Annotated in this window: 19 protein-coding genes and 2 tRNA genes (1 of these 21 only partly in view); 12 read left to right on the top strand and 9 right to left on the bottom strand. The window is 56.2% G+C overall.

From position 1 onward, the window contains the following. From ACP0GE_RS13735 to ACP0GE_RS13725, 3 genes are all read left to right on the top strand, one after another. A protein-coding gene (locus ACP0GE_RS13735; RefSeq protein ID WP_424832495.1) for a biotin-dependent carboxyltransferase family protein crosses the window boundary here: on the top strand, positions 1 to 731 show its 3' portion. Its footprint begins 268 nt before the window's first position; only the last 731 of its 999 coding nucleotides appear in the window; the start codon falls outside the window, past its left edge; the stop codon is at positions 729 to 731. A 12-nt stretch (positions 732 to 743) separates the two neighbouring features. Beyond that, entirely contained in the window at positions 744 to 1,505 is a 762-nt protein-coding gene (locus tag ACP0GE_RS13730) for a LamB/YcsF family protein (protein ID WP_424832494.1), read from the top strand. Positions 1,506 to 1,674: 169 nt separating this feature from the next. Then, positions 1,675 to 2,922: a hypothetical protein gene (locus ACP0GE_RS13725; RefSeq protein ID WP_424832493.1), complete on the top strand. Its 1,248-nt coding sequence runs from the start codon at positions 1,675 to 1,677 to the stop codon at positions 2,920 to 2,922. Positions 2,923 to 2,991: 69 nt separating this feature from the next. Here ACP0GE_RS13725 and ACP0GE_RS13720 read toward each other — a convergent pair whose 3' ends face one another. Together ACP0GE_RS13720 and ACP0GE_RS13715 are read right to left on the bottom strand one after the other, a co-directional pair. Beyond that, positions 2,992 to 4,413, bottom strand: coding sequence for a D-alanyl-D-alanine carboxypeptidase family protein (locus tag ACP0GE_RS13720; RefSeq protein WP_424832492.1), 1,422 nt, complete (start codon positions 4,411 to 4,413; stop codon positions 2,992 to 2,994). 244 nt (positions 4,414 to 4,657) lie between these two features. Further along, positions 4,658 to 5,359, bottom strand: coding sequence for an HAD family hydrolase (locus ACP0GE_RS13715; protein WP_424832491.1), 702 nt, complete (start codon positions 5,357 to 5,359; stop codon positions 4,658 to 4,660). A 92-nt stretch (positions 5,360 to 5,451) separates the two neighbouring features. Here ACP0GE_RS13715 and clpS point away from each other — a divergent pair, with 92 nt between their 5' ends. Genes clpS through hemF form a run of 4 tightly spaced genes read left to right on the top strand, consistent with a single transcriptional unit; the run spans position 5,452 to position 8,522 of the window. Continuing rightward, entirely contained in the window at positions 5,452 to 5,793 is a 342-nt protein-coding gene (gene clpS / locus ACP0GE_RS13710) for an ATP-dependent Clp protease adapter ClpS (protein WP_170796020.1), read from the top strand. Positions 5,794 to 5,828: 35 nt separating this feature from the next. Further along, complete coding sequence (locus tag ACP0GE_RS13705) at positions 5,829 to 6,794, top strand: methyltransferase (RefSeq protein WP_424832490.1); 966 nt, start codon at positions 5,829 to 5,831, stop codon at positions 6,792 to 6,794. A 37-nt stretch (positions 6,795 to 6,831) separates the two neighbouring features. Then, positions 6,832 to 7,632 carry an SDR family NAD(P)-dependent oxidoreductase gene (locus ACP0GE_RS13700; RefSeq protein ID WP_424832489.1) on the top strand — a complete coding sequence of 267 codons (801 nt, stop codon included), beginning with the start codon at positions 6,832 to 6,834 and terminating at the stop codon, positions 7,630 to 7,632. Positions 7,633 to 7,637: 5 nt separating this feature from the next. Beyond that, entirely contained in the window at positions 7,638 to 8,522 is an 885-nt protein-coding gene (gene hemF / locus ACP0GE_RS13695; RefSeq protein WP_424832488.1) for an oxygen-dependent coproporphyrinogen oxidase, read from the top strand. Positions 8,523 to 8,525: 3 nt separating this feature from the next. Here hemF and ACP0GE_RS13690 read toward each other — a convergent pair whose 3' ends face one another. The 4 genes from ACP0GE_RS13690 to modA form a co-directional block, all read right to left on the bottom strand. Next, positions 8,526 to 8,951, bottom strand: coding sequence for a hypothetical protein (locus ACP0GE_RS13690; protein WP_424832487.1), 426 nt, complete (start codon positions 8,949 to 8,951; stop codon positions 8,526 to 8,528). Between the two features lie 94 nt (positions 8,952 to 9,045). After that, on the bottom strand, positions 9,046 to 10,143 hold the full coding sequence (gene modC / locus ACP0GE_RS13685; RefSeq protein ID WP_424832486.1) for a molybdenum ABC transporter ATP-binding protein: 1,098 nt from the start codon (positions 10,141 to 10,143) through the stop codon (positions 9,046 to 9,048). Continuing rightward, positions 10,140 to 10,832, bottom strand: coding sequence for a molybdate ABC transporter permease subunit (gene modB, locus ACP0GE_RS13680; protein WP_424832485.1), 693 nt, complete (start codon positions 10,830 to 10,832; stop codon positions 10,140 to 10,142). Before modB ends, modC begins: the two co-directional genes overlap by 4 nt. A 4-nt stretch (positions 10,833 to 10,836) precedes the next feature. Further along, complete coding sequence (modA, locus tag ACP0GE_RS13675) at positions 10,837 to 11,598, bottom strand: molybdate ABC transporter substrate-binding protein (RefSeq protein ID WP_424832484.1); 762 nt, start codon at positions 11,596 to 11,598, stop codon at positions 10,837 to 10,839. Between the two features lie 159 nt (positions 11,599 to 11,757). Between modA and ACP0GE_RS13670 the strand changes: the two genes are divergently transcribed. The 5 genes from ACP0GE_RS13670 (at position 11,758) to ACP0GE_RS13650 (ending at position 19,094) form a co-directional block, all read left to right on the top strand. Next, the gene (locus ACP0GE_RS13670) at positions 11,758 to 13,011 is read left to right on the top strand and encodes an aminotransferase class V-fold PLP-dependent enzyme (RefSeq protein ID WP_424832483.1); all 1,254 of its coding nucleotides are present in this window, start codon (positions 11,758 to 11,760) and stop codon (positions 13,009 to 13,011) included. A gap of 78 nt (positions 13,012 to 13,089) precedes the next feature. After that, positions 13,090 to 13,165: transfer RNA gene (locus ACP0GE_RS13665), tRNA-Val, on the top strand. A 130-nt stretch (positions 13,166 to 13,295) separates the two neighbouring features. Further along, positions 13,296 to 14,303 carry a tyrosine-type recombinase/integrase gene (locus ACP0GE_RS13660; RefSeq protein ID WP_424832482.1) on the top strand — a complete coding sequence of 336 codons (1,008 nt, stop codon included), beginning with the start codon at positions 13,296 to 13,298 and terminating at the stop codon, positions 14,301 to 14,303. A 540-nt stretch (positions 14,304 to 14,843) separates the two neighbouring features. Beyond that, the gene (locus tag ACP0GE_RS13655) at positions 14,844 to 16,355 is read left to right on the top strand and encodes a hypothetical protein (RefSeq protein WP_424832481.1); all 1,512 of its coding nucleotides are present in this window, start codon (positions 14,844 to 14,846) and stop codon (positions 16,353 to 16,355) included. 774 nt (positions 16,356 to 17,129) lie between these two features. Beyond that, a complete protein-coding gene (locus ACP0GE_RS13650) occupies positions 17,130 to 19,094 on the top strand; it encodes a hypothetical protein (RefSeq protein WP_424832480.1) in 1,965 nt (654 codons plus the stop codon). 945 nt (positions 19,095 to 20,039) lie between these two features. On the opposite strand, the gene ACP0GE_RS13645 is transcribed toward ACP0GE_RS13650, so the two are convergent. The 3 genes from ACP0GE_RS13645 to ACP0GE_RS13635 all read right to left on the bottom strand — a co-directional run bounded on the left by ACP0GE_RS13645 (position 20,040) and on the right by ACP0GE_RS13635 (position 20,928). Further along, a tRNA-Arg gene (locus ACP0GE_RS13645) sits at positions 20,040 to 20,116 on the bottom strand. A 22-nt stretch (positions 20,117 to 20,138) separates the two neighbouring features. After that, positions 20,139 to 20,615, bottom strand: coding sequence for a GNAT family N-acetyltransferase (locus tag ACP0GE_RS13640; protein ID WP_424832479.1), 477 nt, complete (start codon positions 20,613 to 20,615; stop codon positions 20,139 to 20,141). A 1-nt stretch (position 20,616) separates the two neighbouring features. Then, positions 20,617 to 20,928: an ETC complex I subunit gene (locus ACP0GE_RS13635; RefSeq protein WP_170687247.1), complete on the bottom strand. Its 312-nt coding sequence runs from the start codon at positions 20,926 to 20,928 to the stop codon at positions 20,617 to 20,619. Between the last annotated feature and the right edge of the window lie 10 nt (positions 20,929 to 20,938).

Genomic DNA, 20,938 nt, shown 5'->3' with positions numbered 1-20,938 from the left:
ATGCGTCTCATACGCTGGAGAAGGGCCAAAAGCTGAATATTGGTGCGGCGACCGCTGGCACCTATGGCTATCTGACAGTCTGCGGTGGCATCGCGACTGAACCGTTTCTGGGGTCACGATCAACCCACCTAACCGCCAAAGTGGGCCGCGCCCTGCAAGCAGGGGATGTTCTGCCCATCGGTGCAAGCCCGGGCCGGGCCGGGCGCAAGTTACGCGTTCAGGATCGATTCTCGGGCGGCACCTTGCGGATTGTCGCCAGTTTTCAGACGGGGCTGTTCGATCAGGCAACGCTGGACCGCTTTGTATCAACCTCATTCCTACGAGGTGCGCGGGCCAACCGAATGGGGATGCAATTGGACAGCGACGGAGAAGGTTTTGCAGCCAAAGGGCAACTGAATATTCTGTCCGAGGTCATAACCCCCGGTGACATCCAGATGACTGGCACCGGCAACCCCTTCATCCTGCTGCCCGAGTGCCAGACCACCGGTGGCTACCCCCGCATCGCAACCGTACTGCCCTGCGACCTGCCACAGGCGGCGCAAACCCCGGCGGGCGCATCCGTTCGGTTCGAATTTGTGACATTGGAACAGGCCACCGCGTTGCAATCGGCGTTTTTGTCAGAGTTGAGCCGCCTACGCGGCAAGGTCGAAGATCTGGTGCGCGATCCCCATGACATCCCGGACCTGTTGTCCTACCAATTGATCGGCGGAATGGTTTCTGCCACGGATTAAGGAGAGGTGCCGATGCCCCAAATCGATCTGAATGCCGATATGGGCGAAAGCTATGGCCCATGGAACATGGGTGATGACGAGAGCCTGTTAAAGATCATCACTTCGGCCAATATCGCCTGCGGCTTTCACGCAGGTGATCCGGATGTAATGGCAAAAACAATGACCCTGGCCGCCGAAAATGACGTGGGCATTGGTGCGCATCCGGGCTTTCCCGATCTACAGGGCTTTGGCCGCCGCAACATGAAGGTGCCGCATGCCTCGCTGCGCAATCTGGTGCGGTACCAACTGGGCGCGGCGATGGGAATGGCCAAGGCGGTTGGAACCAAGGTGCGGCATCTGAAACTGCACGGCGCGCTGGCCAATATGTGTTCGGTCGATATCGACATGGCGCGGGCCTGCTATCAGGGCGCACTGGATGTGGACTCCGATATCATCATCATGGTGCTGGCCGTCACCAAACAGGAACAGGCGGTGAAAGAGCTTGGCTGCAAATGGGTCGGCGAGATCTTTGCCGATCGCGCATATAATGACGATGGAACTCTGGTCGATCGCAGCCTGCCCGGCGCGGTGATCCATGACCCCGAGATTGCTGGCCCGCGTATCCTGAACATGGTGCGCGAAGGGGCCATCATTACCGAATCCGGAAAGCAGCTGGAAACCTCCATCGACACGATCTGTCTTCATGGTGATGGCCCAACCGCTGTGCAGATCGCACGCTCGGTCCGGGAAAATCTGCTCGCAGGCGGGGTGGATGTGACAAAATTCATCAGATAATCACCAAGCCGAAATCCGAGCCACTTAGTTTCTGACTGTTGCCCGAACGGGATTCAGCGCCTAGCATGCCCGCAAGTGCATGTTCTGAATACCGTTATTAAATCAACGCAATACGCCTAAGCGGCTTAACAGCCGCGCAAGCAGCCAGATTTCCCGCAAGGAGGCGCGTATGTCACTCGATCTGATGTCCTATGAACCAAGGGGCGATAAGAAGAACTCGGACTTCTTCCATGAATACCTGCCAATGATCTATGAGCGCCGCGCCAGCTCGGGCCTTGCAGATCAGGTCGGTCCGATGCGGGCGATTGTCATTCAGGTCGAAACCCGCGCCCTGTTCGACACGATGGTCGAGCTATATGTGATGACGCCCTATCGCCATTCGGCCAGCTATCTGGGGGCGACGCACAAATTTGCGGTGATGCATTCTCATCCAGAATACCCTGCTTTGATCCTGATGGCGCCGCTTAGCCCGACCTTCGAGGATTTCATCCCCCGCATCAATCGCATGTACCCTCTGGCCCGTGGCACACCGCAGACACGCTATGTGGGTGAGGTGTTTGGAGCGACCGACCTGAAAACCCTGACAGGAACGCTGGAAGATCAGAATATCCGCTTTGAATACAGTGGCGATACGGAAAACCCGTTCTACACGCTGGACGGTTTCCGTTTTACATCGCCATCTGATTTCACTTGCAACAGGGTCGGCTATTCCGCGTTGGATTTTAACGACACAGACAGCCTCGGCCTGGGCGACCGGGTCTTGCTGAGCGCCGATGAACAGGCCCGGCTGGATCAGGCTGCGGCCTTTGGCGCGGACAGCAAAATTGCCCCGCTGATGCTGGGAATCGATCACCTCGCCACCCGTATCCTGGCCGGTGAGCGCGAGGACGCGATCCTCGAGTTTCTGACCATGGTGCCCTATTATTTCTGGGGGGCGTACAACATCTTCGATATGAACTCATCGACCAATGTGAACCGGAACGCGAATGTCGATGACGACAAGAAATCCCCGGCCAAGGTTTTCACAGCGAACAACACCCCGTCCTTTGTGAACTCATTCGAACAGCTGCCCATGCCGACCGAGGACTTCGTGCGCAACTTTGGACGCCGCCTGCATCACATGGCTGTCGAGATTCAGGACGGCGATCATGGCGCGGGCGAAAAGAATGTCGATTTCGTCGTAAATACTTTGAAGGATGAAGGCGTGCCGTTCCTGGCCCATGTAGTGGGTGAATGTAAGGATGATCCGAACCTGAAACAAATCTTCTCAAAACACTCGAAACATACTCTGCTGATCACCGAGTATATTGAGCGTTGCCATCACTATGATGGGTTCTTTACCAAAGACAATGTCGCTGCTCTGACCGCCGCCGCAGGGCAGGATGAGCAGTATGAGCATGGCCACGTCTTCGACTGATTGCAGATAAAGAAAAGGCTGTGAACTTTCGTTCACAGCCAGTTTCCATGAGTGGAATAGCGTCGAGCCTTATGATGGCCCGATCATGAAACAGGTGACATTGCGCGCTTGCAGGCGACGGCAGGCCAGATCGGCCTGTTCGCGGGTCATGCCCTGAAAGGTTGCATCAAAACCGCGCGCGCTTTGATTTACTTTGCGCAAGGTACCCTCCAGCGTCGTCATTTCTGAAAGCGCTGTTTTCAGAAGGACCTTCTCGGCCTCATACCGCGTGGTATAGCGGCCCACATTGACACCCCACAGATGTCCACCCGAAGTGGACAGGCGGGTCACAACCTCTTGTTCGGGTTCCAGCCGCTGTGTTGAATCGCTCGAGGCCAGCACCAGATCGTTCGGGCGCGGTGTGGGGCGCGGCGCTCCACTTTCATTGGTATCAGAAATATCGGCAGCGGCGATGGCGGCTGCGATACCGTCCTGAATGCGTGCTCGGTTTTTCTCGGCCGTCTCTGCAACATTACCAGCCAACTGAACGGTTGCTCCGGCACCTGGGCGCACAACAGGCCGCAAGCTAACCTTCACTGCACCACTTAGAGCAGCGACATTTGCACCTAACCCGGCGTTGCCCGCATAAGCAGGACGCGCTGGTTTGCGGATGGGTGCACGGGACGGAGCGCGGCGGAAGCCCATATCCAACAGCTCAGCAACCTTGGCGTTGCGCGACGCACCGGACTTGCCGCCAAAGACGGTTGCGATGATGCGCTCATCTTTGCGCTTGGCAGATGCGACAAGGTTGAAACCCGCCGCTCGGGTGTAGCCTGTCTTGATACCGTCGGCCCCCCTGTAGGCAGCCAACAAACGGCGGTTGGTATTCGGAACCGTTTTGATCCCCGCATGCGTCGATTGCCGCGAGAACAGGTTGTAGTACTCGGGATAATCATACAGCAGATGCCGCCCCAGCGTGGTCATATCACGTGCGGTCGACAGGTGCCCGGATTCGGTAAGCCCATGCGCGTTTTTAAAGGTCGTGCGGCTCATCCCCATTGCCTTCGCCGTGCGCGTCATGCGGCGGGCAAAAGCAGCCTCGGACCCGCTGAGCGCAATGCCAATGGCCGTGGCCGCATCGTTTGCCGATTTCACGGCGGCCGCGCGGATCAGATACCGAAACGCGATTGTCTGCCCCGAACGCAACCCCAGTTTCGACGGCGGCTCGGCCGCGGCCTTCTTTGTGATACGGACCGGTGTATCCAACGTGATCTCGCCGTTTCGTACGGCCTCAAACGCGATATAGAGGGTCATCATCTTTGTCAGTGATGCTGGATGCAGCCGCGTGTCGGCATTACGGGAATGCAGAACCTCTCCGGTTCGTGCATCGATCACCATCGCCGCGTAAGGGGCCGCCACTGCCTGTAACGGCGCGAACACAACCATCCATACGAATGCTATGAGAAGAAAGCCCATTCGGGCCGGAATCGTCCGCCGAATCTGCACGGTCATTGCCTCTGTCTGCCTCGCGCCGCCGGGTTTTCCCGGTCGGCAAAATTTATTTTATTGCAAATCAGGCTAGCACAGAGACCCAATGAAATAAACCGAAAGCTGGCATTTCACGCGATTGTTTTGGCCCATTTGAGACCGCTAAATATTGTGGTTTTCACGCCCTCAACCACCACACTGGCGATAGTGGCAAGAACTAGGCGCGCCGCAGACCGGTTTCATCGAAAACTGAGGCCGATTGGCAACATCACTCCATAGACCGAACAAGCCCAGCCAACCCGCCCAAATCCTCAAGCTCGCGATAGCGAGGGTTCTCGGCGGGGGTTTCGGCATGCTCAACGTCCCACACCAGCCCATGAGGAACATAAACGCCCCAGCACCCGGCCTGAATCGGTGCCACCACATCGGATCGCATGGAATTTCCAACCATCATTGCCGACCCCGGACCATCGCCATGTTCGGTAAAAATGGTGCGGTAGGTGTCGGGCGATTTCTCTGACACGATCTCGACCGCGTCAAACAGCTCTCCCAACCCCGATTGCGCCAGTTTTCTCTCCTGATCAATCAGATCGCCCTTGGTGATCAGAATGACTTTGTGCGTGTGCAGAACCGCCTCGACCGCTTCGCGCGCATGGGGCAACAACTCAATCGGATGGGCCAACATCTCTTGCCCGGCTTCGATCAACTGACGAATGACCGAGGCGGGAACGCGATCATCGGTCACTTCGATGGCCGTTTCGATCATCGACAGGGTGAACCCTTTGATCCCATAGCCATAGTGCCGGATGTTGCGCTTTTCAGCTGCCAGCAAACGCTCCATCAAATGGTCCCGATCTGCATGATCGGCCAGCAGTTCGGCAAAATGAGCCTGCGTCAGTTGGAAAAACCGTTCGTTGTGCCACAGCGTATCATCCGCATCGAAACCGATTGTAGTCAATCTGTCATTCATCCCGATTCCGTCCGGTTTCTCTTTTCTCTGGCCGGTCTCACGTTATATAAGCCGTGAAATAAACCGAAGTGTGAATCGGATTCTTTAAAGCAATGATCGAAACCCCGTGGATGATGTCTGACAAGTCGGATGAGGATGGCGATACGTCGATCCTGGTTCAGACGCGCCCGAAAACCAAGCGTCCTCCGCTGTATAAGGTGTTGTTGCTGAACGACGATTACACTCCGATGGAATTCGTTGTGCATGTGCTTGAACGGTTTTTTGGAATGACCCATGCGCAGGCATTCGAGATCATGCTGACCGTCCACAAAAAGGGCGTGGCTGTTGTGGGCGTATTCAGCCATGAAATCGCCGAAACCAAAGTTGGTCAGGTGATGGATTTCGCCCGCAGGCATCAGCACCCGCTGCAATGCACCATGGAACGCGAAGAGTAAGGCGGCCCAACCCGCCCTGCCCGCTGGAATTGCCAATGTCCCCTCGTCTCAGCCTTGCCCTTGACGCCGGTCTTTCGCTGTCAGAACCGCTGACCGTCATCGGTGCAACGCCCGATCATGATCTGTCTGCTTTGCCTCAGACGGCAGAGGTCGTTCAGCCCTTCAAACCCTTCCACGACCACTTCGCGGCACTTGGCTTTGATGCAAAACCCGAGTCGGACACAGATTGCCACGACGCAATCATATTCCTGCCCCGCGCCAAGGCTCTGGCCCGTGCTCTTATCTTTCAGGCCTGCGCCCGGGCGGATGGGGCTGTTGTTGTGGATGGTGCCAAAACGGATGGCGTGGACAGCCTGCTGAAGGACATCCGCAAGCGGGTTCCTGTTGAAGGGCCAATCGCCAAGGCCCATGGCAAGATCTTCTGGTTTCAGGCCGACAAACAAGCCTTTGCCGACTGGGCTGCACCAGAAAAACAGCAGGTGGATGGGTTCTGCACAGCGCCCGGAGTGTTTTCCGCCGATGGGATCGACCCCGCCTCGGCCCTGTTGGCGCAGGCGCTGCCCCAAAAGCTGGGGGCACGCGTTGCTGATCTGGGCGCGGGCTGGGGGTATCTCTCGGCCCGGGTTCTGGCGGATGACAGCGTCCGCGGCCTGCATCTGGTTGAGGCCGACCACATCGCACTGACCTGTGCCCGTAGCAACGTAGTCGACGCGCGCGCACAGTTCCACTGGGCCGACGCCACCACCTGGACCGCGCCAGAGCCGTTGGATGCAATCATCATGAACCCGCCCTTCCACACCTCACGCGCCGCTGATCCGGCGTTGGGTCAAGGGTTTATCCAGTCGGCGGCGCGCAACCTTGGCCGCTCGGGCGATCTGTGGATGGTCGCGAACCGGCACCTGCCCTACGAAGCCGTATTGGCCGACGCATTCCTGCGCGTTGATGAGGTAGCGGGCGACAATCGGTTCAAGGTTTTCCATGCCTCTCGTCCTCGCCGGTGATCCCGGTTAACGTGCACGCCAACTCAGGAGGAAACGCATGTCCTTTTCCATAGCCGGCAAGACGGCGATTGTTACGGGTGGCGCAAGCGGGATTGGCCTGGCCATCGGGCGCCATTTCGCCGACGCCGGGGCCAATGTCATGTTCGCCGATATGGACGAAAAGCGTCTGACAGAAGAGTTGGGCGAGCAAGCCGACGACAGCAACATTCGATATTTCACCGGCGACCTGCGAGAGCGGCTGACCGTCGCCAACCTTTTGTCGGCAACATTGGACGCGTTTGATCAGGTCGATATTCTGGTCAACGGATCGCGGCAGGTCATCCCGTCTGACCCGCTGGATATCGAGGATGACTCTGTCCGGACGTTGCTGAACCAGAACCTGATGCCGGCCTTGCGCCTGAGCCAGTTGATTGCAAAACGGATGATCAAACAGGCCGGAGATGATCATGAAAATCCGGCCGGATCGATCATCAACCTGTCCTCGATCGCGGCGCGGCGCACGCATCCCGATCTGATGGCTTATTCTGTCTCGACCGCCGCACTGGATCAGATGACCCGTTCGCTGGCTGTAGCGCTGGCCCCGAGTCGGATTCGTGTCAATTCAATCGCGCTGGGTTCGGTGATGAGTGCATCGCTGCAATCGACGCTGAAAGACAATCGCGATTTTCGCGAGGATATTGAGAAACACACCCCGCTGTCACGCATCGCAGCCCCAAGCGAACTGGTTGAAACTGCACAGTTTCTGGCCTCGGACGCAGCCGGATTCATGACCGGGCAAATCCTGACAATCGACGGCGGCCGCACCTTGCTGGACCCGGTTGCCGCCCCAGCCCATTAAGACCCATGTTCGACACAGAAAAAGCCACCGCTTCAGCCTGGTTCCGTCAGCTGCGCGACGACATCGTTGCGGCGTTCGAGGCGCTGGAGGACAGTCACGAAACCGGCCCCTTCGCAGATGCGACACCGGGGCGGTTCGAAGTAAAAGAAACGAAACGCCAATCCGAGGATGGTTCGGATGCGGGCGGCGGCCTGATGTCAGTCATGCGCGGTGGGCGGGTCTTTGAAAAGGTCGGCGTCAATGTCTCAACTGTCTACGGCACTTTGGGCGAGCGTGCCCAACACGCCATGGCCGCGCGCAAGGGCATTCCCGGCATGACCGAAGACCCGCGGTTCTGGGCCTCGGGCATCAGCCTGGTTGCGCATATGCAGAACCCGCATGTACCTGCCGTTCACATGAATACGCGCATGTTCTGGACACCGCATGCCTGGTGGTTCGGGGGCGGGTCGGATCTGAACCCCTGCATCGAATATGACAACGACACAGCCCATTTCCATGCCACACAAAAAGATCATCTCGACCCTCATGGCCCCGGCCACTATCCGCGCCTTAAAGATTGGGCAGACGAATATTTCTACATCCCCCACCGCAAGCGCGCGCGCGGCGTGGGAGGTATCTTTATGGATGACTACTGCACCGGCGACTGGCAGGCGGATTTCGCCCTGACACAAGACATCGGTCGAGCATTCCTGCCCGCCTTTCTGCCGCTGGTCGAAAAGCGGCGAGTGCAAAGCTTTTCGGATGACGACAAGAACGCCCAGCTGGTGCATCGTGGGCTCTACGCGGAATACAATCTGGTCTACGACCGGGGTACCAAATTCGGTCTGGAAACCGGGCATGACCCGGATGCAGTGCTGATGAGCCTGCCGCCTCTGGCCAAGTGGGTCTGAACCTCAGAATCCGAAGTCCAGCGGATTTTCATAGCAATAGCGTTGAGCGGACGCCGCTGTCATGTTTTCTCCCACGCGTTTTACCGTGATCGAATATCCTGGATCAGTATCAGCCCCCGGCGGCGGCGTAAGCGTGAACTGCACCGTCCGCGCCCCACGTTCATAGGCACGCGAGATGTAAATACGCTGCGTCGCTTTTGTACGCAGCGTTCGCATGGCATAGTCGCCAACCCCGCACCAATAGGCGACCGGTGCGGATGACCCAGCCGCCTGCACCTGAATGACACCATTGTCCAAAGGTGTAACGATCGTCTGATTGACCAAACCCAAACCGATGCCAATTCCGATAGCCTGAGCGAAGCCCGGTCCGGCAAGTATAACGGCAAGGCAGGATGCTTTGAATGAACGCGGCAAGCTCAATTTATTCATGGCAATAGCCCCTCATTTCCAATGTTTGAAGTCAGATAATGCCCCATCATGCCAGCAACAAAGCTGTCTGGGCAACTCTTGCTTCGGCCAAGCTCTATGACACCGAAATACGCCCACCCACATCCTGCGGCGCAAGTGCCACAGTTTTTATGACGGCATAGCACGGGCTGCCGGGTTGCAACCCCAATGCCGCGACCGAGCGACGGGTGACCCGCGCCAGAACCACCCCGGCAGGTGTTTTGACCGATACAATCGCACCCGGGCCGTCACCCCCCCGGATCGCCTCGACGCGCCCGGATAACACATTCAACGCCGACAGACCCTCGGGCGGTTTGCTGGACAAGATCACCTCTTGCGCGGGGATACGAATACGCAGTGCCTCACCAATCTGATGCGGGATGCGTGGCAGGAACAGCCGTGCGCCCCCGGCTTCGAGTTCAGACAGCCCATCCGAGTGATGCGCCGCGACAGTGACTTGCAACACAGCACCAACAGCCCGGACCCCTGCCGGGGCAATGGATGGGTCTGCCAGCACGTCCGATGCTGGCCCGTGACGCAGAACCTTGCCATCCTGTAACGCCACAACCGACGTCGCCAGCCGGGCGACCTCGGCCGCGGAATGGGTCACATAAAGGATCGGGACCGAGACCTCATCCCGAAGGCGCTCGAAATACGGCAGTATTTCCGATTTGCGCGCGTCGTCCAGCGCGGCCAGAGGTTCGTCGGCCAGAATAAGGCGCGGGCTGGCCAACAAGGCGCGTCCGATGGCAACACGCTGCTTTTCGCCCCCCGACAGCATGGCGGGGCGTCGGGTCAGCAGATGACTAATACCCAACATCTCGATCACACGATCCGGGTCTTCACGTGGGGCACCGCGTGGTGCAAACCAGCGCCCATAAGCCAGATTCTGGCGGACTGTCAGATGAGGAAACAGACGACCTTCCTGAAAGATGTATCCCAGGCGCCTGCGATGTGGGGGCAGCCACATTCCCTGATCCGTGTCGAACAGAACCCAGTCATCTACCGCCACCCGTCCGGCCTCTGGCCGCAACAGCCCTGCCACAGCGTTGACGACTGTCGTCTTGCCAGACCCCGACCGCCCGAACAGAACCGTCACGCCGGGCGGGGCATCAAACTCCAGATTCAGATCTATTCCCGGCAAGTGATGGTGCAGTCGAACGGAAAGGCTCATGACCCGGCCACCCTTTGCGCCACACGGCGACCAACATACTCTGACAGCAACAACGCACCCATGGCGATAATGATCGAGATGACAACCAGCCGTGTTGCGGCCGCCTCACCCCCCGGTACCTGCAAGAAGGCGTAGACAGCTGACGGCAGCGTCTGAGTCTGGCCGGGAATATTTGACACGAAGGTGATGGTCGCCCCAAACTCTCCCATCGCTTTGGCAAAGGCCAGGATGGCACCGGCGATCACTCCGGGCAGAATCATTGGCATCGTAACCGTGGCAAAGACCAATGGGCGAGAGGCCCCAAGTGTGGCACCAGCTTCCTCAAGTTTCGGATCTACTGCCTCGATGGACAACCGGATGGCCCGCACCATCAAAGGAAAGGCCATGATCCCCGCTGCCAAAGCCGCTCCGGTCCAGCGGAACGCGACGACAATGCCAATTTCAGCCAGCAGCTTGCCCAAAGGTCCCTGTACCCCAAAGGTCAGCAGCAGCAGATAACCCGTGACGACCGGAGGCAGGATCAGCGGCAAGTGCACAAGACCGTTCAACACCTGACGACCGGGAAAGCGCCAGCGCGCAAGTGCGTAGGCCACAAATATCCCAAATGGCAGGGTGACCAGCGTGGCCCAAAAGGACACGCGCAGCGACAGGCGCAACGCCTCAACCTCCGCCGGGCCCAGCCATCCCATGTCGCTATCCTTCCGGCAGGGAGAACCCCTGCCTCAGAAACGCCGACCGCGCCGCATCCGACTGCAAATACTCCAGAAATCCCAGCGCCTGCGGGCTTGCCCTTCGCGTCAGGGCAGCCGGATAGATGATGGGGGGGTGCAGTTCCGACCCAATTGAACCTACCACCTGAACCCGCGTTTCAGCCTGTGCGTCGGTCCGGTAGACAATACCCAAAGGCGCCGCCCCGGTTGCCACCAAAGCCAGCGCCGCACGCACATTATCTGCCTGCGCAATCTGCGCCTGAATCCCGTCCCACAAACCCAGGTTCTGCAAAGCAGCCTTGCCATAGATGCCTGCCGGCACCGCATCAACCAACGCCATCGCCAGATAGCCGCCATCCAGTTCTGCCGTCAGGTCATAGCCCGGCCCAATCTCGGCCAACTCCTTACCCTTCGCGCCGATCAGGACCAATCCATTGCCCAGCAAGTCCACCCGAGTTCCAGCGTCGATCAGACCATCCTGTTTCAGCACATCCATCCAATCTACATTCGCCGCAATAAACAGGTCAGCGGGTGCCCCGGCCTGTATCTGCCGCGCCAGAACCGAAGACGCCGCGTAAGAAACTGTTACTTCGCTTCCAGTCGTGTCTTCATACGCAGCCGCAACCTCGTCCAAAGCCGTCTTCAGGCTGGCCGCAGCAAAGACCAAAATCCCTTCGGCCCCGGCCCGGATCGGAGCCGCAAGCACAGCGCAAAACGTCAGGGCTGCGACAATGCAGCGGATCATCTTGTGCCTCCGTCCCAGAGGGTTGCGATACACTTGGGCATATCGGAGGCAGCACTGGGCAGGCAAGGGTCTTTGCCAAAATGCACCTCTCGGAATAGGGGATTGATCCTGCCGGAAAATCGGGATGAAAGTAGCGCAACAGATCACAGGACCCAACCGATGCTGCACCAGATCCCCGGCCTTGTCGACAATATCCGCGCCCGCTTTGCCCATGTCGACTCCTGCCCGTTCCAAGGCCCCCGCATTTTCTTTGAAAACGCAGGCGGCGCGTTGACGCTGAAATCGGTGGCTGAGACATCCGCGAAATTCGCATCCATCCCGGATAATCAGGGGCGGGACAATGTGGCCAGCCACGCACTGGTCGATATCATCAACACGGCCAAGGCCGATCTGTCCGAATTCATGAATGCCTCCTCTGGGCAGTTCTTTGTCGGTGAAAGCGGGACCGAACTTCTGTTTCGCATGATCCGCACGGCCTGTGTAAATGCCCCCAAGGCCAGCAAGGTCATCGGCAGTTCCATCGAACATCCCGCCAGCCGCAGCGCCGCGCGCCGCTGGGCCGGGATTGCGGGGCTGGACTATGTCAACGTCCCCCACGATGATGCGACCGGCCTCGTTACCGCGGACGACTACGCCGCACATATGACCCCGGATGTCAGCGTTGCCACGATCCTTCACGCTTCGCCCGTTACCGGGATGGGAATGGATGTAGCCGCTATTGCGCAGGCCATTCGCGCGGTCGCCCCAAATTGTTTCATCATCGTCGACGGCATCCAGCATGCGGCACACGGCCAAATGGATATCGACGGTTATGACGTCGATGGCTACGCGATCTCACCGTATAAAGTGTTCTCGCGCCACGGGTACGGCATCGCCTGGATCTCGGACCGTTTGACCGCTCTGCCCCATGACCAACTGATCGATGCGCCCGCAAATGGTTGGGAGTTCGGCACTCGTGACACCGGCGCCTATGCGACCATGTCAGATGTCGTAGCGTATTTCGACTGGCTGGGCGGACAGGTGTCCGATGCCACCGAACGTGGCGACCGGATGCGTGAGGCGGGGCGTGCGATCCACGCCTATGAAACCCATTTGACGGACGCAATGATCAACGGCACCGGCAACTTGCCCGGGCTTCGCGATATGGATCACATCACGATACTGGCCGGGGCGGACAACCCTGCCCGCGAAGGTCTGGTATCGATCACGGTACGCGACGTTCCCTCGGCTGAGGTGGTGACCCGGTTGAACGCACAAGGCATCCGTACACATACCCGCAAAGCCGACCACTACAGCGGCAATGTACTCAACCCTCTTGGCCTAAGCGATTGCATCCGTGTTTCGCTGTGCCACTACAACACCGAACACGAGATCGCCCAGCTGCTGGCAGCACTCAAAGACATGGCCACGTGATCCATTTGTGAGAATGACAAAGAAATTCTGCCAGACCCTCTTGCACCCGCGCGCGGCCTTGGCTACATGAGCCCCCACGGGTGATTAGCTCAGTTGGTAGAGCGCTTCGTTTACACCGAAGATGTCGGGAGTTCGAGTCTCTCATCACCCACCATCCTTTCCCCACATTGTATCAAGGTCTTACGCGACTAGCACCTATGGCTGTGATGCGTATGAAGCTGTGTCCGCTGCACCTCCGCTGCACTTAGACAGAAAAGATGTCTCCAACACAGGAGATATGGGCCATGGCAACAATCGTAAAACGGCCTAGCGGAAAGTGGCAGGCGACGGTTCGGAAGGACGGGCAATCCCGATCCAAGTCCTTTCTAAAGCGTGCTGATGCGACGAAGTGGGCTCGTGAGACGGAGTTGAGCGCCGACAGGGGATTACTAACCCCAGACCTCAGTGTGAACGCATCCGAGATGACACTTGGTGAAGTGCTGCGAAAATACCGAGATAACATCACGCGCGAGAAACGGTGCGCGGACAATGAAAGTTATGCAATCAACGGGTTCCTGCGTAAGTGCTCCAAGTTAGCCACCAAGAAGGTCGGCAAGCTGCGATCCGCAAACTTTGTCCACCATCGTGGCCAGCGCATTAAATCCATGAAGGCGGCGACTGTGGTGAGGGAACTGGGTTGGTTGCAGCACGCCCTTGATGTCGCCTGTGAGGATTGGGGGCAGAACCTGCCACAAGGAAACCCGGTCAAGCCTGTCCGACGACCAAAGATTGATAACCGCCGAGAGAGACGACTGCGGAAAGGAGAATGGCACGCGTTGTTGGGTTCCGTGAACCAAGCTCGGTCTCCGCTGATGAAACCGCTGCTAACGCTGGCTTTAGCTACCGGGATGCGACGAGGGGAATTGCTGTCAATGCAATGGAAGCATGTAGACCTTGAGCGTCGGACGGCATTTTTGCCCCAAACAAAAAATGGCCGCGCTCGTACAGTGCCACTCAGCCCAAATGCCGTTACCGTATTGACGAACCTGCCACGCGATGACGACCGGTGTTTGCCTCTGTCTGGTAACTCTGTGCGACTAGCCTTTGAACGTCTCAGGCGACGCGCGGGCGTAATGGACCTGACATTTCATGACATTCGGCACGAAGCGGTGTCCCGTTTTGTGGAAAGCGGCCTATCGCTAGCGCAGGTCCAAATGATCAGCGGGCATCGGGATTTGCGAATGTTGATGCGTTACACCCACCTACAGACCCATGACATTGTGGCAAAGCTGGCAGCCGTAGAACTAGCTTAAATCGACTTGATACAGTGCAGGGTGGTCAAATTCTCCTCAATGCTTCAGCAGGGACCACCCTCACCCGCTTCCAGTGACAACAAGTATCCCTTGTGCAATTTGGCTGTCCGGTTGCTGGCAAAATATTCCTCAAGCATTGGCAATGACGTTAGCCCTTCGTCTAATGAACACGCAGGCGCTATCCCTCCCTATAGAGAACTAACAGGCGTCACCCCTCCCTCATTTGAGCAAAACCCCTCCGTCAATTGAGCATATAGGTTTCGCTTGGTCAGCATTGATCAGGTTGCTTTGACGACTGGGCCTTCCTTCACTCCAATGCGAGTGGAGCAAGCAGTCAGTAAGCATAAGTAAATAAACAAAAAATACCGCTTACCTGTAAGCAAAGGTACTGAAAAGAGGGCTATTGATCCCTCTAGTTTAGCCATTGCGTGTTCACCGGGATTTTCTCCCATTCGCCCCAACGGGGCAATTCCATTTGCTCGGTATCCACCAGAGCACATTCCCCAAACTGGTCCGATGGACCGAACACAGGAGGCTTGAATGCCCCACATCACTATTGTCGACAAACCCTGTGGCTATGGCAAATCCACAGAAATCAACCGCAACTTCAAAAAATCGGAAAAATACATAGCCGTTGTCCCGTACCTAAGTGAGGTGGAACGGTTTATCAAAGGTGCCCGAACTGGTTCCGATTTCATTCTGACACAGCCTATTTGCAACGGCGGCAACAAACGCGATCACTGCGAGAAGTTGATCCGGGCGGGTAAGTCAATCGCGTGTACCCACCAATTATTCTACCGGCTCGGAACTCTAGCAACCCAAGACACAGGGGTTGCGAGATGTACTGACTTTGACAGCTGCGGCAAACCGACAATCGTAGTCGACCACCTTCTTGATGGATACAACATGATCATCGACGAAGTCGTAAACCCCTTCGAGGTGGAACAGTCAGTCCGAAAGGTTGACTTTGATGCAGTTTACCTCGGTCTTGGCATTGCAGAAGAGGAGCCTGACGGACGTATTGTTCCAACAGAAAAGTGGGATGAGCTATACCGCATAGGGGACAAGACACTAAACCGATCACTCTATGAAAAGGCCAAGTCGGGTGCACTGTATCGCATAAGCGAGAAGCTGTTCGTGCTCGCCATTCCCAAAGAACTCTTGCTCAAGCCCAAATCCGTAACGATCTACACTTACCTTTCGGAAGGATCGGTGCTGCTCCAGTACCTGCAAAAACTGCAGAAAGACCACCCCGGCTCCTTCACTCTGGAGGTGCAACGTCTGGACAAGGAAGTCGAGGCAGCGTGGCGAGAAGATGTTGCTAACGCGCTTACGGTTTTACCCATACCGGAATTAGAGCGCCAAAAGTGGACACATTGCGCCCAGCTAAACACGATCAAAACGCATAAACAGTGTTCTTCGGTTGGTCACAAGCTACGCAAGTTCAAGCAAAGAGAACTGCATGGCGTAGACCCCAAAACGATCATGCTTACGTGTGCACGCCGCCTATGGCATGACGCTGAGACCGGGCAAAAGCCGAAGGCAGGAAGGCTAGCAACGCACACACGGATGTTTGGTCGCGCCTTAAAGAAAATGGTGTACAACAAGAACACAGAGGTCTTCGATGCAGTGTGGACTACCGACGGTGCTAGCTTCGTACCCAACACCACACGTGGGACCAATGACCACATAGGGTGCACCGCAGCAGTGTACCTATATGACCAAAACCCCAACCCACAACTGCTTACGTTCCTTCGCATGAAACGCGACAGCAATGAGGCTCGAAGGTTCTCTGACGCCTATGCGTTGACCGAACTGGTGCAGTGGCTGTTCCGGTCCGCAATACGTGTCGGTGGCCTTAACGGTACGGGACGCGCCTACACGCCAAGGCGTCGGGTAACGCTCTACATGCCATCTCAGAGAATGCGGAACCTACTGCTGAACTGGTTGCTATCGGGCGAGGTCAATAGTGGAGAGGTTTGTGCCAACGGGCAGAGGCAGAAAGAGTTGCTTGACCGGTTGGAGGGTCATCAGGTGGCGGCAGCAGCATAATGCCGTTTGACATAGCTGGGGAACAGACGTTCCCAACTCGTGAAGAGGCCGCCTTGCGCGGCCTTTCGCGTTTCTGGACAGGTCGCCCGTGTAAGTATGGGCATATGTCCGAGCGGTACATCAGCAATCGCCAATGCGTGCAGTGCAACGCTGAGAAAACGGCTGAGCGGGATCGGAAGTGTCGAGCAATTGATCCTTCTTACCGTATGTTCAGGTCAGTACAAAACCGGTCGGGTCAGGTATTGAAGGGCGAGGCCAGCCCGTCTCGGGCAGTCGGTTGCTCGCATGCCGCTTTGAGGCGGCACATAGAGGCCCGGTTCACAGACGGCATGACATGGGAGCGATATGGTCAGTGGGAGGTGGACCACATTACCCCTCTATCGGCTGCCCGTTCTTTGGAGCACCTCATCGAACTTTGCCACTACAGCAACCTGCAACCTCTTTGGAAGCGGGACAACCTAGCAAAAGGCGGGGCGTAAGCCTCGCCCGTGCGGGTTTGCATCTGTCTTCTTTGTGCAAGGCGGAGTCCACGAGCGGCTCAGACCGAGCCGACCGCAATTATCCAAAGCCAAGGAACGGCACTCGACAATCATTGAGATGAGAAATGATGGCAGGTTTCGGACCGTCAACAACGAAAAAAACAGTGCTAATTCGGCACGTTGTCGCAGTGTGGAGACCTTAAACCGCGTGTACAGATAATCTCAACCAGTTCTCTGGCAATGTCATTGAGCTAATGTACTGGTGAAGCATTTGTAATACTTTTGAGGACGCAAATTGGATAACCTTAGACCCGCTGATATGCCCGCCGTGCTAGAACGGACAAAGCTTGATACAACCGAAGACAGCTGTTTGCTGCCGATCTATGAGGCAATCGCAAATGGCATCTATTCGACGCAGGCGAGGTGGAAGGAGCACGTGGTATCCAAAGGTCGGGTTGTCGTCCGAATTCAATCTGATGACTTCCGAGCAACCGTACATGACAACGGCTTTGGTTTGGATGAAGTAAACTACACGAATTTTCTGACACCATTTACCGGATTCCGGCTAAAAAAGGGTGGTAAAGGCTTTGGCCGTTTCATCGCATTCAAGGTCTTTGGAAGTGTTGTTTATCACTCATTGTTTCAGAGCGGTGAAGAACTTGCGGGCAGATCATTCAAATTTGACATCCATAGCAAGCCACAAATTGCCAAAATTGGGGATGACCCGGAATTGCTGGGGAACCAAACTGGTTGCCATGTCGAGTATTCCGAACCCAAAGACGCTTATTCCAAAACCATTCAATCGCTAGATGACATCGACATAGTGGAACGGACAATCAGGTACTTTCTACCGTTCTTCCTGTCCAACCAAATGCCGCAGATTTCCATCAATGTGGACGGGGCAGAGTTCGATGCGCGGCAACATTTTACAGAGTTCTTTAAGACCGATCTTGAGAAAGAATTACCTGTTCCCATTGACGGGTCGACACAAACATTCACCGTTAGCATTTCAAAGGTGCGTCGTGAAAACCTATTCAAAGAGCATGTAGCATTATTGTTTGCCGACGACCGAATTATTGGTGCCGGGCGAAAAATTGCAGGCAAAATTGGGAACAAATACTTCGAAGACGACGAGGGAAACAAAGTAATCTACTTAGTTTCGATTCGAGGCGAATTCCTTGACCAACGGGTCAACACCGCGCGAACTCAAATTGATGCGTCGACTGAGGAGGTAGACGCAATAGTGGGGGCTGCGACCGATCTCATACTGGGTTTGGAAGCTGAGTTCGTGAAACGACATAGAGCCAAGCAGTCAAAGGGGCTGACAACGGGTCTGCTGAGGAACCCCCTATTGCGAAGTGCTCTTAGGGGACAATCCATCGCCTCGTATGTGAGCAACAAGCCAATGAGTTGGAAGACCGAAAATTTTGTTTCCGATTTGGCACTGCAAAGGATCAGGGATCAAAACGCTTGGGAACAAGAATTGGCGGAAGGTTTGGAAAATCCGCAAAAGCTCACTGATATGCGGCAAAAAATCATCAGTCAGCTTGATCAGGAAAACAAGGATGCATTGGCTGCATATGTTGCTCATCGAAAATCGGTCATTGATCTAGCTGACGGGATTTTGGGGATGCAAGACGATGGCAAGATGAGCCTAGAGGACATCTTCCATGATCTTGTTCATCCTCGCCACGCCGATTCCGACAATACAAGGTTTTATGAACATAATTTGTGGCTATTAGATGAAAGGCTTTCGTTCTTCTCGTATTGCTCAAGTGATCGAACCAATCATGGGGGCCGTCGCAAAAAAGGCGACAAAGTCGGCGACCTCGTTTTTTTTGACGATTGTTCTATCTACCAAGAAGGTGACCGCGACGCTATTGTTCTTGTTGAATTTAAGAGGCCTGCGCGGGACGACTATCGGTTCGGTAATGTGCAGCACGATCCAATCCAGCAAGTCATCGAAACGGCAGTTCAAATTCGGGAAACGGGCCGGTTGATCTCGACCACAGGTCGAACGCTTGAGGTGCCAAAGGGCGTGCGAATGTACGCATATGTCGTGGCCGACTTGGAACCTAAGTTACGATCAGTTTGTGAAAGCCACGATATGGACGACACTTGGGATCAGCGGGGCTACTTTCGCTATCATGAAAGGAAAGACCTATTCATCGAAGTGGTTGGCTACAGCAAGATGATTGATGACGCAAAGAAAAGAAACGCCGCATTTTTTGATGTTCTTCTAGGCGAATTGGTTGTCTAGCTCCGTTTCAGCGTCGCTTGAGTGACTCGAGTAACCGCCTCTGATCTTCTTTGGTTCTTTTGAAGCTTCGCACCACTCTAATTTTTCAAAACCCGCTCGCAGCTACTTGCGTTGCGGCGAAAGCTTAAAATGCTTTGTGACATAAGCTAGTCGAGCATCAATATTGAGACCAAACAAGGAATTGCGGCACATTTTTTCGAGAGGGCATCTAGCTACTCTGCAGGCCCAATCGCCCCCATACCCCCCCAAAGAAGGCGACTACCGCTGCACTTCCGCTGCACATGCGCTGCAGTTTTCGCTGTATCTCCGGGATCAGGTCAGCGCAGCGCACTCTCACAGGCTTGCACTTTATTGACGAGTGTGAAAGGGTCAAGCCACTGACAACACAAGACATCTTTCAAATATGGTGTTGGTGGCGTCGGTGGACTAAAGCATCTTGTTGCATGTGCGGATTAGGGTAGAGCGCTTCGTTTACACCGAAGATGTCGGGAGTTCGAGTCTCTCATCACCCACCATCTCAGCCAGCTTCGCTCTTTCGGTCATTGACGGCTTCATCCGCGATTTGCGCGGCGGATATCTGCGGCGACATTTCCCCGGGCGATGCAATTCCCGCTCAGACGGCTGAAATCAAGGCACTGGCTGCACCAACGAATCCTGCAATCGCCACAATGCTTGCCAGAGCTATGCAGAAAATTTCCAATGCGCTGAGTTTCATCTTGGCCCCCACCAGATCTCGCGACTGGCTTACGGCAACCCGAGAGCGTCGCAAAGTGAGCCTTTATTGACGTGGCGGAAAGCCGCCGCGCTCATGGCGCAGATTCGCTCAGACACCTGTCATATGGGCATGACGTATGCTGTTTGATTAAAGCTCTGTGCTTGACCTGTAGCGTTCGTGCACCACCTGGCCCGGCAGAACCGGAAACAACCGCACAATCCCGAAGCTGATGGCGATCCCTGAAGGACTCGAACCCTCAACCTGCTGATTAGAAGTCAGCTGCTCTATCCAGTTGAGCTAAGGGACCGCTTGCGCTCTTCTTGCGGCTTTTAGCCAGCAGGTTCAAGGGCCAAGCGCATGAAGGCGCTGTTGGGATCGTCATCATAGCCGAAAATCGGGCCACAATAGGAATATCCAAGCGCTTCATAAAGTTTGCGCGCAGCGTCGTACCCGGTCAGGTGCGCGGCACCTGTTTCAAGAACCAGCGCGGAAATGCCTTCCTCGCGCGCCAAAACCGCCAGATGGTCCATCATAACCCGCGCCAGACCACGCCCGCGCGCCTGCGCCAGAATGTGAACCGATTTTACCTCTGCTGTGCCATCGGGCAGGGTTTTCAACGCTCCGCATCCCATGGGCTGTTCGCCTTCATACAGCGCCCAGAATCGAATCCCCGGACCAGCCAGCGCCCCGGAATCCATGGTATGATTGCTCTCAGCCGGACAGGCCGCTTCGCTGTGAGCAAAATGCGCCTCCACCAGAGGGCGCAAAGCGTTCGATGTCGGGTCCGCCTCGCGAATTTCGATCACTTTAGTGGGTCCAGGGGCTGCGCCGGTCAGTGGCGAAATTTTCACCATATCCACGGGCGCGCAGGTTCGGCTTGCGCTTGTGCGGCTCGCTCACCTGTGCGTCGATACCGTTGTCCTTGGCGTAATCCAGCGCCTCTTCCTTGGTGTCGAATTTCAGACGCACCTGAGTCTGCGTGTCATTGGACGAGGTCCAGCCCATCAGCGGATCAACTTCGCGCGCAGAAGCTGGGGCATATTCCAAAACCCATTTGCGGGTCTTGGCCATCCCCGAGGTCATCGCGTTTCGCGAAGGCTGGTAAATCCGTGCGCGCATGCCGCCTCTC

Origin of the sequence: Ruegeria sp. (assembly GCF_965243365.1) — a bacterium.
In the GTDB taxonomy this organism is placed as follows: Bacteria; Pseudomonadota; Alphaproteobacteria; order Rhodobacterales; family Rhodobacteraceae; genus Ruegeria.
This window is presented reverse-complemented; position numbering and strand designations above follow the sequence as displayed.